We start from the raw sequence: 15332 nt of genomic DNA, 5'->3' as shown, positions 1-15332 counted from the left end.
TAGCAAGGTTTTATCCAAATGGTCAATCCAGATGGATAAACCGATCGGCTAGACCGGCCGGATAACATCGTCGCCATGGGAAACCGCGAAGATCTCCTCGCTGGCGCACTGCAGTGCCTCAAGGACAAGGGCTGGGCCGGCAGCACCGTCCGCGACATCGCCGCGGCTGCCGGCGTCAACCACGCCGCCATCGGCTACCACTTCGGCTCGCGGGAGGCGCTGCTCACCGAAGCGTTGATGCAGGCCATGGAGCAATGGGGCGCCGAGATCGGCCAGGCCGTGATGGCCGCGCTGACCACCGACGCATCACCGCGCGAACGGTACGAGGCGTTCTGGCGGCAGGTGATCCTCGCGCACACCAACAACCGCCGGTTGTGGCTGACCTCGATCGAGGCGGCCGTACAGGCCGAACGCAACCCTGCCATCCGCGAGCTGATGGCCAAGGGGCTGCGTGAAGGCCGCAGTGGGCTGGCCGCGAACCTGCTCGGCATCCCCGAGGACGCCCTCGGCGGCACTGCCGCGCAGACGGTCGGCGCCATCCAGATGGGCCTGATGACGGGCCTGCTGATGCAGTGGGCCCTTGATCCCGAGCAGGCGCCCGACGAGCACGACATCACCGACGGCCTGATCGGGTTGACCGCGCTGATCACCGGCACGCAACCGGCGGGGCACTGATGGCGAGCAACCCTCAGTCAGCGCACGCCCGCGCTCACAGCGTCAGAGGTCATCCTTACCGTGCTCGGTAGGTGTTCGCACCCAGGGGTGCCGGGCATGGCCTTGAGTGATTGGCCGCCCGGCGCCCGGGTCCGTCTCAGCAACGGTGTTTCCAGCGTTGTTGATCAGTAGGTTTCGGCGGCCGGCCAGCGGTCACCGAAGGTGACGGCGAGCGCGTTCAGCACGGGTTTCGTGCGCATCGCCCATCGGGCGCGCCCGGCCCCGGTCGGGTCCAGGCTGCGGGTCACAAGGTACAGGCACTTCATCGCGGCCTGCCCGGTGGGGAAATGCCCTCGCGCGCGGACCGCCCGCCGGTAGCGCGCGTTCAAGGATTCGATCGCGTTGGTCGAACACAACACTTTCCGGATCTCCGCATCGTAGGAAAGGAACGGAATGAACTCCTCCCACGCGTTGCGCCACAGCCGGATCACCGCCCGGCATTTCTTGCCCCATTTTTCCTCCAGATCATCGAGAGCGGCGAGCGCCGCATCCTGATTGGGCGCCGTGTAGATCGATTTGATGTCTTTCTTGATCGCATCCCAATGTTGCCGGGGAACGAGCCGGAACGTGTTGCGGATCAAGTGGATGATGCAGGTCTGGACAATGGTTTTGCGGCCACACCGCCGTTACCGAGTCCGGCAACCCCTTCAGGCCGTCGCAGACGAGGAAGAACACGTCGTTCACGCCACGGTTCTTCAGGTCCATCAGGACCGAGAGTCAGAACTTGGCGCCCTCGCCACCGGTGCCCGCCCACAGGCCCAGGACGTCCTTGCGCCCGTCCAGCGTGACACCGATGGCCGCGTAGACGGGCTGGTTGGCGACCTGCCCGTCACGCACCTTCACCACGATCGTGTCCACGAACACCGCGGCATACACCGCGTCCAGGGGACGGTTACGCCATTCCTCCATCTCCCCGATCACCGCATCGGTGATCCGGGAGATCGTGTCCTTCGAGATCGACGCGCCGTAGATATCGGAGAAATGTGCCGAGATTTCCCCGGTGGTCAATCCTTTCGCATACAGCGACAGCGCAACCTCATTCACGCTGCCCAGACGTCGCTGCGGCTTCTTCACGATCTCCGGTTCGAAGGTTCCCTCCCGGTCCCGCGGGACCGTGATCTCGATACCGCCGATCGCGTCCGAGATCACCGTCTTCACCCGTGACCCGTTCCGCACATTCCTCGACTCGCGACCGCTCTCGGCACGGTTTTTCTCGTGCCCGAGATGCGTGGTCATTTCCTCGTTCAACGCTGTTTCCAACACGTTCTTGGTGAACAGCTTCAACAGGCCGTCCGGGCCGGTCAGATCCAGACCCTTCTCCCAGGCCAACGCCCCCATCTCCGCGGCGGCGGCCCGCTCCGGCGACAACGATCGTCCCGACTTGTTGATCTTCTTCCGCTCTGTGCTCACAGCATCAGAGGTCATCACTCACAGTGCCCATCCCTCCGGACCTCCGTCCGGCGCGTCAGGCTGGAAACACCGTTACCGAGACAGTCCCGGTTCGATCTTGCGATCGATCTCACTGGCGTCATTGAGGAGGTGACAGGGGCTTGCTCTTGCCGCTGCGCTCAGGGCGGATGGTGGAGCAGCGCTGGCTTTCGCGAGCCAGCGCTGCTCTTGCGGCCGGAATGCGAAACCATCGTCCACGTTGTTGCGATTCTCGCTGGCTCCGGAGAGCCAGCGCTTCGGCGCCGCTCTGGTGTCCTGGATTGTCCGGGTTTGTTGAGTGTGTGCGACACCTGTCGTCAAACGATCGTTTGTCGACACCACCTGCCACGCAGCGACTCAGACATTCTCTGCGCTGTATTTCCGCGCGTTGGTCCTCACGCACTTAGCCTGCGACTCTCGACATCGCCGGGATCGGCCTGGGCGACGTGGTCTCGACGCCGGACCCGCGAGGTGTGTTGGCTGCGCTGGACGCGGGCGGCGCGAAGTGATGTCCGGTTGGTGTTAGTTCCAGCCGGTCGCGTTGCACGTCACGCTCCGGCAAACCTCACATATGTACAGGCTGCGCCGGCCATCGCCGTAGGCGCGCACATGGTGCTCGACGGATACGACATGGAACATCAGTCGGCCGCAGGAGTCGCAGGTCGGGCTGGCGTAGATGCCAAACGGCGGCCCTCCTGCGGTACCCACCACGCCGGGCGTTAGCTCGATATGGCCGTTGCGGTACTCGAGGCCCGCGTCGTACGGCCGCAGCTCCGCCCAGCCGAGCAGGTCACCCTCGTCGTCCGGAAGCAGCGTGTCGGGGTTGTCCTCATCGTTCTCGCCGAACTCTTCGGCGTCAGCGACAACCTGTTCGTTGTGGTACCGGCCATGTTCGTCGAAGCGGGCGGTGAGCGACCACTCGCACTCGTGGCGCGGGCCGACGAGGTGTACCCGCTCCGTCGGCCAGTCGGGAAGGCCCGGCACCTCGGCGAGACGGAGCGTGAGGTAGTGCCACGCGATGGGAGTCCGATCTGGGTCCCGAGCGACCGCGTGCACCGGCAGCCCGACAGGGTGGGTCGCTTGGGACACTTCGGCCATGGTGGCCGCCGGGTGTAGAAAGACCGCCCGCCGGTGCGGCGTGAACCGGTACTGCGCAGGCCCGGTCGGCGGGATCCAGATGCCACACGTCTCGTACTTGTGGCGGTCGCCGCCGTTGCGCACATGCCAGGCGACCGCATCCAGGGCAGCCGGTGTACCGATGGCGGCCAGCGCCCAGTCGACCCCGATGTCGCTCCAGCGGTCCTGTGGCACCGACATGAGACGGTCGATGCAGCGGTCGGGCGCCCCGTGCAGCAGCACGCACTGGTCGGCGAAACTCGGGCCGAACCCTTCGAGCAGCTCCAACTCGGTGAGTACGGTTTCCTGAAACGGGGCGAACCACTCCGGGTGTACCCCGGCCAGGTAGGCGAACTGGTCGCTCAGCTCCCGGCTCTTCACAGAGAATTGTTGGTTGCCGCGCACGTCATGTAGCTCGGCCACCATGACAGCGACATCGTCCAGTCCCAAAGGTCGTTGCGCTGCGCCGTCCTCGCGCTGATCAGGCACTCGTGCAGAGTACTGCCTGCGTTTCCTCTCCGCGAAACCGCCGGATTGTCCCAGTCCGCCGATCGCTTCATGAGGTGGTTCACAGGGGAGAGCGGATCGGATGGCGCTGTACGCCGCACTGTGGTAAACGGTTGCGATCCTCGCTGGCTCCGGCGAGCCAGCGCTGCCCTGGATGAGCTCGGGCAATGGCCGTTGCTCGGTGCAAACGATAGCGCCGATCTCGGATTGCGGGATGACACGCCGTTGGTCACTTCGGAACCTCCCGGCGTTTCGGCCCACGCTTGGGGTTCCGAAGGACGCTCCGATCGCTCGGCATCGGGGGCGACCCCGGCCCGCCAGGTTGTCAGCCGTGGGCCTGCCGCTTCGGCATCCGAGAGCCGAGGATCTCGGCGGCCTTCTGATCGGCAGCGGCGCCCCAGGCAGCGTAGACGCGGAGAGTCGTAGCCCCACCGCCGCCATGCCCGAGCCGACCGGCGACCGTCCGCAGGTCGACTCCAGCCGTGAGCAGCTCAGTCGCCGAGAAGTGGCGAAGCGCGTGTATGTGGGTGTTGATGCCGAGTCGGGTTGCCATCTTCTTGTAGCGGCTGGACACGGCGTCCGGTGGGTAGGGCTTCAAGACGTTGCGGCCTGAGCCGGTGAAGACGTACGACTCTTCGTCCCACGTCGAGTTCCTTGAACACGGCTTGGCAGCGCTTCTTGTGCTCGCGGAGTAGGACGGTGGTCTCGGTGTCGAGAGCGATGCGCCGCATCTGGTGGGTCTTGGTGTCCTTTTCCCGGCCAACGCCGCGCAGCGTGGTGTAGCTCTTGCGGACTTCGAGGATGCCTTTGTCCAGGTCGACACGCGCCCAGCGGAGGGCGCAGTGGTCGCGACAACCGCGACACCCGACCCGGAGCCGCACCGGTCTTCCGCCGCTGATCGCTGCGATTCTCGCCCCGAGTAAGACGCGCAGCCTCACCGACCTGGCGGCCGGTGGCGTCCGCACCGCGACCACCGTTCCCGTCTACGACAGTGTCGGCCGGGTCGTGCGGCAAACCGAATCGGGCGACGGCGTGCCGGACATCTGCACCAGCACGTCCTACGCGGAGAACCTGAACTCGTGGATTCGGAACAAGGTGTCCGAAACCATCACCTCCCAGCAGGTCTGCCCCGCACCAGGCACCACTCCCACCCCGATCCTGACCGACGCACGGACCTTCTACGACGGTCAGACCACCCTCGGCACGGTCACGGGCGCGGGAGATGCGACCCGGACCGACAGCGCCACCGCGAACAACAACGGAACCCTCACCTTCGCCACCACGGGTACCGGCACCTTCGACGCCTCCGGGCGACCCCTGACCGTCACCGACGCGCTCAATCGCACCACCTCGCTGGCCTACACCCCGGCCGACAGCGGCAACCTCACCCAAACCGTCACCACCAACTCCCTCAACCAGACCGCGACCGTCAATCTCGATCCGGCCCGCGGCCTGACCACCTCCACCATCGATATCGCCACGCATCGCACCGACGCCACCTACGACGCCCTCGGCCGCTTGACCGCGGTCTGGTTACCCGGGCATTCCATGGCGGCCAGCGATCCGGCCTCGGCGACGGCCCCCGAAGCGGTGACCACCAACACACTGGTGCGCACCTCGTCGATGAGCACCTACGTCACGTCTGTCAAGATCTACGACGCACTGGGACAGCTCAAGCAGACCCAGACCGCCGCCGAGGGCGGCGGACGCGCGGTGTCCGACAATTTCTACGACTCCCACGGTTGGTTAACCGCTTCCAACGACCGGTACAACACCGACGGCGCCCCGTCCACCACCCTGATCTCCGTCGACCCGCAAACGGTAAACAGCCGCACGATCACCACCTTCGACGCGGCCGGGCGTGCCATCGACTCGGCCGCCTACAACGGCCTCACTCTCACTTGGCACACCAAGACCGTTTACGGCGGAGACCGCACCACCGTCATCCCGCCCACCGGCGGGGTCACGACCAGCACGCTCACCGACATCCGCGGCCACACCACCGAAACCCGCCACTACACCGCGCAACCCACGGTGAACGGCAGTGTGGTGACCGGCGGTACCTATCAGGCGACCCTGCAGGCCTACACCCCGCTCGGCCAGGTCAACAAGATCACTGACGCGGATGGCAACGTCTGGACCAGTACCTACGACATGCTGGGACGCAAGATCCAGGCGACCGACCCGGGCACCGGTACCACGAGCTACACCTACGATCTCGCCGGGCAGCTGAGCACCTCGACCGACGCGCGGGGCCAGACACTGGCTTACACCTACGACAACCTCGGCCGCAAAAGCGCCGAATACTCGGGTTCCACCAGTGGTACCAAACTCGCGTCCTGGGTGTATGACACCATCCAGAAGGGCAAGCTGACCTCTTCGACCCGGTACACGCCACAAGGCAACTACCTCGTCGGTTACGGGGCATACGACGGGCAGGGCAACCCCACCAGCCAAACCGTCCAGTTGCCGGCTTCCGAGACCGGGCTCGCCGGCAACTACACCACCAAGTTTGCGTTCATCGATGCCGGTCGTATCGCCCAGGTCCTGCCCGTAACGGCCGGGGGCTTGCCCGGTGAATGGGTCAACACACACTACGACTCGCTGGGAAACATTTCGGCTGTCGATGGCTACAACGCCTACGTCGCGGCCAGCAGATACACCCCCTACAACGAACCTGCCCAGTACACATTGGGCGATCCCGGTGCGGGTTCCTCGCTCACCTATAGCCTCGATGACCAGACACGGCGGTTGACACACGTCAACTTCTCCGCCCAGACCGCCACGCCACAACTGGACGACATCACCTACAGCTACGACCCCGTCGGTAACCCGACCCGTAGCGTCGATGTGCAGGGCGCGGCAGGCGGCCCCACGCAGACGCAGTGTTACAGCTACGGCGCGCTGGACCGGTTGTCGCAGGCCTGGACGGCGACCGACAACTGTGCGGGTGCGCCCAGTGCGAGCAATGTCGGGGGTACGGCTCCGTACTGGTTGTCCTGGACCTTCAACGCCACCGGTCTGCGCACTACCCAGACCCAGCACGCCCTGCCCGGTGCCACTGGCGGTGACACGACCACCACTTACACCTATCCCGCGGCGGGGGCGGCGCAGTCCAGCGCGCTGACCTCGACCGCGACCACCGGGCCCGCCGGGAACAGCGGCACCAGCTACACCTATGACGCCGTCGGCAACACCCTGACCCGTACGCTGCCCGCAGGCAACCAGACTCTGACCTGGGATGCCGAAAACTATCTCGCGACGGACACCACCCCGGCCGGCGCTACCTCCTACGTCTACGACGCCGACGGCAACCAACTCGTCCGCCACGATCCTGGGTCCACCACCCTGTTCCTCCCGATGGAGGAACTGACCTACAACAACACGAGCCAGACGATCATCGGTACCCGTTTCTACGCCATCAACGGGCAGACCATCGCCGAACGTGTCGGGGGAGCGAACCCCACCTTCCTCGCCGGTGATCCGCACGGCAGCATGCAGGTCGACTACGCATTTCCCGTCGACACCGGGACCGGTTCGGTCACCCGGCGCAGCCTCGACCCCTACGGAAACCCGCTGGGCACCATTACCACCACCGCCAATGGCACAACCACCCTCAGCGCCTGGCCGGATCAGCACGGCTTTCTCAACAAACCGCAAGACGGCAACACCGGCCTGACCGATGTGGGCGCCCGGAAATATGACCCCACCACCGGCCGGTTCATCTCCGTCGACCCGCTGCTGACCCTCTCCAACCCGCAAACCGGCAACGGCTACACCTACAGTGCCGACAACCCCCTCAGCTTCAGCGACCCCAGCGGCCTGATCGTCCAGATTGACGGCCATGCCGCCTGGATCGGGGGAGACTCCGACTACGCCCGGGCATACAACGCCGGGATCGCCCGGAGCTGGGCGTCCAGCATCGCTGCTAACCCATACTCCTTTGTCAACTGGACTAACAGCATGCCAGGTGACTATTGGGTCGAAAAGGCCAAGAGGGAGGCAGTTCTCCGGCGCGCGAACGAGGAACCACACCCACTCGTCGGCCTTAACCCCTCGGCCGAAGAATCTGCCGGAAACGGGTTTATGAATTTCCTCGGCTCTGTCGGACACTTTCTGTATAAGGCGTCCGGAGTGGAGGACATTCAAAATTCGTGCATCAACAAATTCAACTTTGTTGACTGCCTCAATGGAATCGTGACCACAGCTGGCTGGGTGATTCCCGTCTATGGTGAACTCAACGCTGGAAAAGTGGTCGTGGATGGAGCCATAGAAGGGGCCAACGCATTCCTTGAGGGTGAGCGTGCGGAAAGTGCCGCCGCGGATGCTGCCGCGAATTGCGCCAGGAACAGCTTCAACGGCGACACACCCGTGCTCATGGCCAACGGTGAGCCAAAACGCATCGATCAGGTTAAAGTCGGCGACACGATAACCAACTCGGAGCCCGACAGCCCAAGAGCAGGCCCACAAAGTCACGGCCATCCACATCACCGACACCGACCGAGACTTCGTCGACGTCACCGTCGACACGCCCGACGGCCCCAAGGCGATCACCTCAACCGCTCACCACCTGTTCTGGGACGCCACCACCCACGCCTGGGCCGCCGCCGCCGACCTCGCCCCCGGGCAACTGCTGGACACCTTGGGTAATGGTCATGTCACTGTGCGGGCGCTGCATCGGTACGCGACAACAATCCGCACCTACAACCTCACCATCGAAACTGTTCACACCTATTACGTGATCGCAGGAAATACGCCGGTGTTGGTTCACAATGCAGGCGGGCCGGGTTGCGACATCACAGCGATGGCGTCCAGTGTGGACCCGGAGAACATTAAGATGACGCAGACGGTTGCTAACCATCTTGGCGATTACCTGAAAGATGGGCGGATGGCGCGCCCCTATATGAACTCGCCATTGACGATTCAAGAGGTCATGGATGGAAGCACGCCGGTTCTCGATCCGGGCGGCGTGCCTGGCGCGCTCCGATGGGATACGCCTGGTACCTTTAGGGGATCGACTGGAACCTGGGAACTTGTGGTTAATACAGAGACGAACACAATGCTTCACTTCAACTTCGTATCGGGAGGATGACATGCTGATCTTTCCCGAACCCGGCGCTCCTGTGCGTGGGACGCTCATCTACTCGGAATCGGAATACGGCTTTAGGTTCAACGTCGCCAATCGATATGACCTGCACGAACGCATCGGAGACGCGGGCGTATCCAGTCTTTCTATCGGAACTCTGCAATTGGAGTTCGGCGTAGCATCGAGGCAGCTTCTGTTCGCATGGGGCCTTCATCCGAAGGGCCAGTGGGTCGACGCTAAGGTGGTATCGCCGGTATATGCGCCGAGTATAGTCCTTGTCGATCCAGATCTTAATTATACGGAGGGTGTATCTGTAGCGATCACCCCTGTTGGCTCCTGGATTACTGAGTATGATCGGCAAAGTGGTTGGGTTGTAGTCTCTGCGGCTCGCGGACGTGACGTTGACCTTTTTGAGATTGCTGAAGGTGTCCTATTGGGTCGGCGGGATGGCGAGCTCTCTTCGGTGTGGCTCAAGCCAGCATTTGAATAGGGCGAACATCCGGCGAGTTCGACGAGTTCGGGCGGGAGCGAGCGGGCACAGTGGGCGACGAGGCGGGCGGCGGTGTTCTTGGCGAAACGCTTGTAGCGCAGCCACTCCGGAACCGCCCGGTTGATCCGAGCCGGTCGCGCAGGATGCCTGGCGGCGATGCGTTCTTTCTGAAAATGTCGACGCTCGTTCCGGAGAACTCAGAAAGTTACGATATCGCGCGCCGTGCGCTCGCGGGACTGTCGCGGGTAAAAGTGTTTCCAGCCTGACGCGCCAGGTGAAGTTCCGGCGGGATGGGCACATGCTTTCACCGGCGCCGACACCGGCCGATTGCCGGCCTGCAGCGAACCACCGGCCCCGACGCCTGCCGTAGCCACTCCCGGCCGTCGCGCCGCCGCCCATAGGGCCGAAACCAGCGGCGGCTATGCCGCCCACAGGACCGGAGCCACCAACCCCGGACGGGCAGCGCGGTGAAATGCCGGGTCGGGGTCGATGGCTCGCTGGGTGAGGGTGAACCAGCTGGACAATTAAAGACGCTGATCAGGCAAGACGATCGGGAGGTGATCGTCCAATGTTGTGACCCGTCGGGAGTTCGTCGTCGGCCGGTGTGGTTCGGGTAGTTGCCAGGAGGCCCGCCAGCAGGCTGGTGGCCTGATCTGGAAACCGGGCGGTTCAGAAAGCCGTGTTGGAGGAAGTCGCTGAGCGTTCCGTACCTGAAGCGGAGCTTGCCGCGTCGGCTGGATGGGACTACGAGGTACTCTGCTTGCCTTGAGTGCACCCAGGATCGCGACTCGCACCCAAAGATCCACTTCGAGGATCACGGGAAAGCTGTTTCCCCAGGTCAACCCGGGTGGGCCGGGCGGGGCTCGAACCCGCGGCCAAGGGATTATGAGTGTCCTAAATCACACTGCAGGAGTAGAACCGCCAGGTACGAGTGGCGACAGTTGAATCGAAGACCGCTCGTGCGGCATGAGTCGACCGCAGTTCATGGACAGATTCATGGACAAGGTGTCAAGCTACCTCGGAGCGAGCCTCGTAAGAGTTGTGCCGCTCGGGCGCTCACGGGGGTGCGTCTGCGGCCGGCGTCCTCTGGCGCATCCGGCTATGGCATGTCCTGGGCTTCGGCGATCGGGCAGGTTCGGAACCCCAGGCGTTGCCCGACATGCCGGGAGGTTCCGAACTGGCGGACGGCGTGTCATCTCGGGATATGAGATTGGTTGTATCCTTCGAATCCCCTCAGCCGGGTCTTTCCTGGTCATGCAGGGCAGCGCTGGCTCTCCGGAGCCAGCGAGGATCGCAACCCGTATCTCCGGCATTGCCTACTCCGACGAGATCACGGCAGCGCTGGCTCTCCGGAGCCAGCGAGGATCGCAACGGGCAGGTCGCCCGCGCGCTGATGCCGTTGATCCCGGCAGCGCTGGCTCTCCGGAGCCAGCGAGGATCGCAACTGTTGTGGGTCAGTAGGTCCAGGTTGCGTAGCCGGCAGCGCTGGCTCTCCGGCGACCAGGTGCGGGCCCTCCCAGGCAGCGCTGGCTCTCCGGAGCCAGCGAGGATCGCAACTCCACAGAGCTCGGTATGAAGACGCAGGGCGCCGCGCAGCGCTGGCTCTCCGGAGCCAGCGAGGATCGCAACCTACATGGATGTCGCCATCACGGGCACGGACACCCGCGCAGCGCTGGCTCTCCGGAGCCAGCGAGGATCGCAACACGGGGGTACCTCCAGGCATGAAAAAGCCCCCGGGGCAGCGCTGGCTCTCCGGAGCCAGCGAGGATCGCAACTACGTCGGGAGCACGAAAGCGGCCGTCGAGGCGGGGCAGCGCTGGCTCTCCGGAGCCAGCGAGGATCGCAACAACCCAACCGAGACGGAATCCCTCCGGGTTGTTTTCCGCGCAGCGCTGGCTCTCCGGAGCCAGCGAGGATCGCAACACTTTTGGCAGCGCAACACGTCCCCGACGACGGTGACGCAGCGCTGGCTCTCCGGAGCCAGCGAGGATCGCAACATCCGTCAACTCAGCTAGTCGGAGCTGGCACCTTCGCAGCGCTGGCTCTCCGGAGCCAGCGAGGATCGCAACCTCCTCCATCGTTTCGAAATTGTGGATCGCCGGCACGCAGCGCTGGCTCTCCGGAGCCAGCGAGGATCGCAACTCAGGGCGTCGCCCACGACCGACCTTGAGCTGGGCGGCAGCGCTGGCTCTCCGGAGCCAGCGAGGATCGCAACCGTGGCGATCAACTTGATGATGCAAGCATGGCTTGGTGCAGCGCTGGCTCTCCGGAGCCAGCGAGGATCGCAACTGGATATCCGGCGCCGGGAGCGAGATCGCCGAGCGCACGCAGCGCTGGCTCTCCGGAGCCAGCGAGGATCGCAACGCCCAGCTGGCTGGGGTGCTGTCTGGTTCGGTGATGCAGCGCTGGCTCTCCGGAGCCAGCGAGGATCGCAACTCGCATGCGCTTGAGGCTGATGGCGAGCCAGCGACGGGCAGCGCTGGCTCTCCGGAGCCAGCGAGGATCGCAACTCCATCACGCCGACCTCGAAGTCGCCCAGCTCGATCGGGCAGCGCTGGCTCTCCGGAGCCAGCGAGGATCGCAACATGTTGACCAGCGGCAGCACAACGATCCGGCCTGCCAGCAGCGCTGGCTCTCCGGAGCCAGCGAGGATCGCAACCGTGTGTGCTTGGATTGCTGGGCCGCCCCGCTGGCTGCAGCGCTGGCTCTCCGGAGCCAGCGAGGATCGCAACCCTCGGCGGCGTGACGTGGCCCCTGACCTGAGAGGGCAGCGCTGGCTCTCCGGAGCCAGCGAGGATCGCAACACGCTCGGGGTGGATGTGGCCCGCTACGGCGAGGACGCAGCGCTGGCTCTCCGGAGCCAGCGAGGATCGCAACCGCCGTGCTGACCAGCGGTACCGGCGACATCCTGGCAGCGCTGGCTCTCCGGAGCCAGCGAGGATCGCAACCGCATGGCCGAGCTCTACTCGGCTTTCATGGACGGCGGGGCAGCGCTGGCTCTCCGGAGCCAGCGAGGATCGCAACTCCGGCACCCGCTTCGAGGGCATGACTGACTGCGCCTAGCAGCGCTGGCTCTCCGGAGCCAGCGAGGATCGCAACCACCGTGACTGAAAACGTCGCGCTCAATCTCGGCGGCAGCGCTGGCTCTCCGGAGCCAGCGAGGATCGCAACGTCAGCGCACCCGGGGCCGCCGTGGGCGGCGGATTGCAGCGCTGGCTCTCCGGAGCCAGCGAGGATCGCAACTGGCTCGACGATGCCCCCTCGCCGCGGATCTACCGGGCAGCGCTGGCTCTCCGGAGCCAGCGAGGATCGCAACGAGCGTGAGGAGTTTGTGCGCCGCCGTTTTCGGTAGCAGCGCTGGCTCTCCGGAGCCAGCGAGGATCGCAACGACAGCACCGCCGGGTCGTCGTGGCACTGCTCGAAAGCAGCGCTGGCTCTCCGCCAGTGAGGATCGCAAACCGATACGCCGTGGATCGAGAAGGTAGGACTCCGCGACAGGGTTGGCTTTCCGACACCAGCAAAGATCACACCGCCATCGTGATCGTGACCGCACCAGCTCACGCCCCCAGCGCTGGCTCTTTGGGAGCCAGCGCTGGGGGCAATGCCGCTGCGGTCACGAGGCCGGTCCAGATTTGCCGACCGGCCCGCGCGCGTAGGGGCTGTAACGATCCGCCCCCGCCAGGCGTCAGAAGTAGCACGAACGGTGATCGGTGGTGGCTCAGTTTTGTCGGTGGCCGGGTGTAGCTTGCCGTTGCCTTCCCGGGGAGGGACGACGTGAGGGGTTTTGATGTGGGCGCACAGTGCTAGCCGGCGCAGCGGTCGATGGCACCCATTGGCTGATCATGTTCGTGCTACTGCCGAGTTGGCCAGGCAGTTTGCCGACCCGTTCGGGCTCGGAGACCTCGCCGCCGCTTTGGGGCTCGTGCATGATGCGGGTAAGGCTTCGTGCACGTGGCAGAAGAAGCTTGTCGAGGTCGCTGACACGGGCAAGGCCGTGGGGGAAGACCACAAGTCTCTGGGCGCTGAACTGCTGTTTCCACGAGTGGGTGCAGCGGCTCTTGCGGTCCTGGGGCATCACGGTGGCCTGGGCCGCGTGAGGGACACCAAGCGGGTGAGCCGTGGTCCTTCCGACGCTGATGTTCTCGAACGGTTCTTCGAGGTTGTGCCGGAGGCACACAAACTCCGGCAGGGACCACAGCTGTTCCCCGAAACCTGGCTTGAAGATACTTCCCTGGCCGATATGGGAATCCGGATGGTGTTCTCGGCCCTGGTCGATGCTGACCACTTGGATACAGGCGCGCATTTCGACGACCTTCCTGGCCCCCGTGTCGCCGCACCGTCTGCCATGAACGAGTTGGTACGACGATTTGAGGCCAACCGAGCTGCCATGCTCGATGACAGGGAGCCCTCACCGGTAGACAGTATACGAGCGGATCTGTACGAGTCGGTTGTCCGTCGCGCAGCGGGAGAGCCCGGTGTATATCGGTTACCGGCACCTACCGGTTCGGGAAAGACGCTGACGAGCGCGGCGTTCGCCTTGCGTCACGCCGCGGTACACGGTAAGTCCAGGGTGATCGTGGCGGTGCCCTTCACCACTATCACGGAGCAGAACGCTGGGGTGTACCGGCGATTGCTGGGTGAGGACGTGGTCCTGGAACATCACTCCAACACCGACCTCGATGGCAATCGGCTCCGGTTGGCGGCCGAGAACTGGGACTCGCCGTTCATCGTGACCACGACCGTTCAGCTGTTCGACTCGCTGTTCGGTCGTATGCCAGCGCGATCCCGGAAGCTCCATCGGCTGGCGAACTCGGTGATCGTGCTGGATGAAGTGCAAGCACTTCCGATAGCGCTGCTGGTGCCCATCCTTGACGGGCTGAAAGTGCTGTCCCAGCACTTCAAGACAACAGTCTTGCTGGCCTCGGCGACTCAACCGGCCTTCGAGCACCTGTCGGTTTGGAAAAGTCTTCCCGTAAGACCGCTTGTCGACGATCCCGTCACCCTCTTCGACCGTTTTCGCCGGGTCCGGTACGAGTGGCGGTTGAGTCCTCAGCCCAGCCTGGAGCAGGTCGCTGACGAGATTGTCGGCGAACGGCAAGCACTGGCCGTGGTCAACACCGTGGCGCACGCCCGGCGACTGTACCGGTTGGTCGCCGAGCAGCGAGCGAAGGCTGAGGTCTTCCACCTGTCGACCCGCATGTGCCCGGCCCATCGACAGGAAGTTCTTGGCAAGGTTAAGTCGTTGCTTGACGCCGATCAACCTGTGGTTCTGGTGTCGACCCAGTTGATCGAGGCGGGTGTGGACATAGACTTTCCGACCGTGTTTCGGGCGCTGGCTCCCGCCGAGTCTCTCCAGCAGGCGGCCGGGCGAGCCAATCGCGAAGGGAAACGGCAGGAACGAGGCCGGGTTGTGGTGTTCGACGCGGCCGACTGTCCTGTTCCCAATTTCTATCGCGCTGGCGTAGCAAAGACCATGGCCTACTTCGGGCCGGAGCGCGCAGCGCCCGACGACACGACGGTGTTAGCCGAGTACTACCAAGCGCTGTATGCGGGACTTAACGTCGATCAGGCGGAGCGTGGTGCCACGATCCAAGAAAGTCGTCGGAAGCTGGATTTCTTGGCCGTGGCCGAGGGGCCGGAGAAGGACGCAGTAACCGGGCAACGCAATCGAAAACTGGCCTTCCGTATGATCGACGAAGACCAGGTGACCGTAGTGGTGCCCGGTTACCGGGAGACTGCGCGAGTGTTGGAGCTGATGGCACAGGTACGCGCCGGGGAAGGCCCGTTGCGCGATGCCTTCCGTGAGCTGCGCACCTATTCGGTGTCGATTCCACGAGTCGTGGCCGAGGACCCGGCAGTCGCTGCATTGTGCCGACCATTGGTTGCGGGTTCCCGCAGCATCTGGGAGTGGGTCGGCGACTACGACCCGCAGTTGGGCATTGATGAGGGTGACCTTGGCAAGGAGACAGTGTGGTGAGTTTGGACCTTCAG

At 64.4% G+C, this 15332-nt stretch carries 7 protein-coding genes, 1 pseudogene and 1 CRISPR repeat array; of the genes and pseudogenes, 5 read left to right on the top strand and 3 right to left on the bottom strand.

Going from position 1 to position 15332, the window contains the following annotated elements; translation table 11 throughout:
- The first annotated feature begins 75 nt into the window (after positions 1-75).
- A complete protein-coding gene (locus ORV05_RS22590; protein ID WP_268754021.1) occupies positions 76-675 on the top strand; it encodes a TetR/AcrR family transcriptional regulator in 600 nt (199 codons plus the stop codon).
- Between the two features lie 164 nt (positions 676-839).
- Here ORV05_RS22590 and ORV05_RS22585 read toward each other — a convergent pair.
- The 3 genes and pseudogenes from ORV05_RS22585 to ORV05_RS22575 all read right to left on the bottom strand — a co-directional run bounded on the left by ORV05_RS22585 (position 840) and on the right by ORV05_RS22575 (position 4588).
- Positions 840-2052: pseudogene (locus tag ORV05_RS22585) on the bottom strand (IS256 family transposase).
- 612 nt (positions 2053-2664) lie between these two features.
- The gene (locus ORV05_RS22580) at positions 2665-3747 is read right to left on the bottom strand and encodes a hypothetical protein (protein ID WP_268754020.1); all 1083 of its coding nucleotides are present in this window, start codon (positions 3745-3747) and stop codon (positions 2665-2667) included.
- Positions 3748-4090: 343 nt separating this feature from the next.
- Positions 4091-4588 carry a tyrosine-type recombinase/integrase gene (locus ORV05_RS22575; RefSeq protein ID WP_268754019.1) on the bottom strand — a complete coding sequence of 166 codons (498 nt, stop codon included), beginning with the start codon at positions 4586-4588 and terminating at the stop codon, positions 4091-4093.
- On the opposite strand from ORV05_RS22575, the gene ORV05_RS22570 reads away from it, so the two are divergent.
- The 4 genes from ORV05_RS22570 to cas3 all read left to right on the top strand — a co-directional run bounded on the left by ORV05_RS22570 (position 4573) and on the right by cas3 (position 15318).
- Positions 4573-8415: an RHS repeat domain-containing protein gene (locus tag ORV05_RS22570; RefSeq protein WP_268754018.1), complete on the top strand. Its 3843-nt coding sequence runs from the start codon at positions 4573-4575 to the stop codon at positions 8413-8415. The two genes, ORV05_RS22575 and ORV05_RS22570, sit on opposite strands and share 16 nt — an antisense overlap.
- On the top strand, positions 8315-8857 hold the full coding sequence (locus ORV05_RS22565; protein ID WP_268759862.1) for a polymorphic toxin-type HINT domain-containing protein: 543 nt from the start codon (positions 8315-8317) through the stop codon (positions 8855-8857). Before ORV05_RS22570 ends, ORV05_RS22565 begins: the two co-directional genes overlap by 101 nt.
- A 1-nt stretch (position 8858) precedes the next feature.
- On the top strand, positions 8859-9341 hold the full coding sequence (locus ORV05_RS22560; protein ID WP_268754017.1) for a hypothetical protein: 483 nt from the start codon (positions 8859-8861) through the stop codon (positions 9339-9341).
- Positions 9342-10602: 1261 nt separating this feature from the next.
- A CRISPR array of direct repeats spans positions 10603-12729; the repeat unit is 37 nt; unit sequence GCAGCGCTGGCTCTCCGGAGCCAGCGAGGATCGCAAC.
- A gap of 399 nt (positions 12730-13128) precedes the next feature.
- Positions 13129-15318, top strand: coding sequence for a CRISPR-associated helicase Cas3' (gene cas3, locus ORV05_RS22555; RefSeq protein WP_268754016.1), 2190 nt, complete (start codon positions 13129-13131; stop codon positions 15316-15318).
- Positions 15319-15332 lie beyond the last annotated feature (14 nt).

The sequence above is a fragment of the Amycolatopsis cynarae genome (assembly GCF_026802195.1).
GTDB classification, from domain to species: domain Bacteria; phylum Actinomycetota; class Actinomycetes; order Mycobacteriales; family Pseudonocardiaceae; genus Amycolatopsis_E; species Amycolatopsis_E rhizosphaerae.
This window is presented reverse-complemented; position numbering and strand designations above follow the sequence as displayed.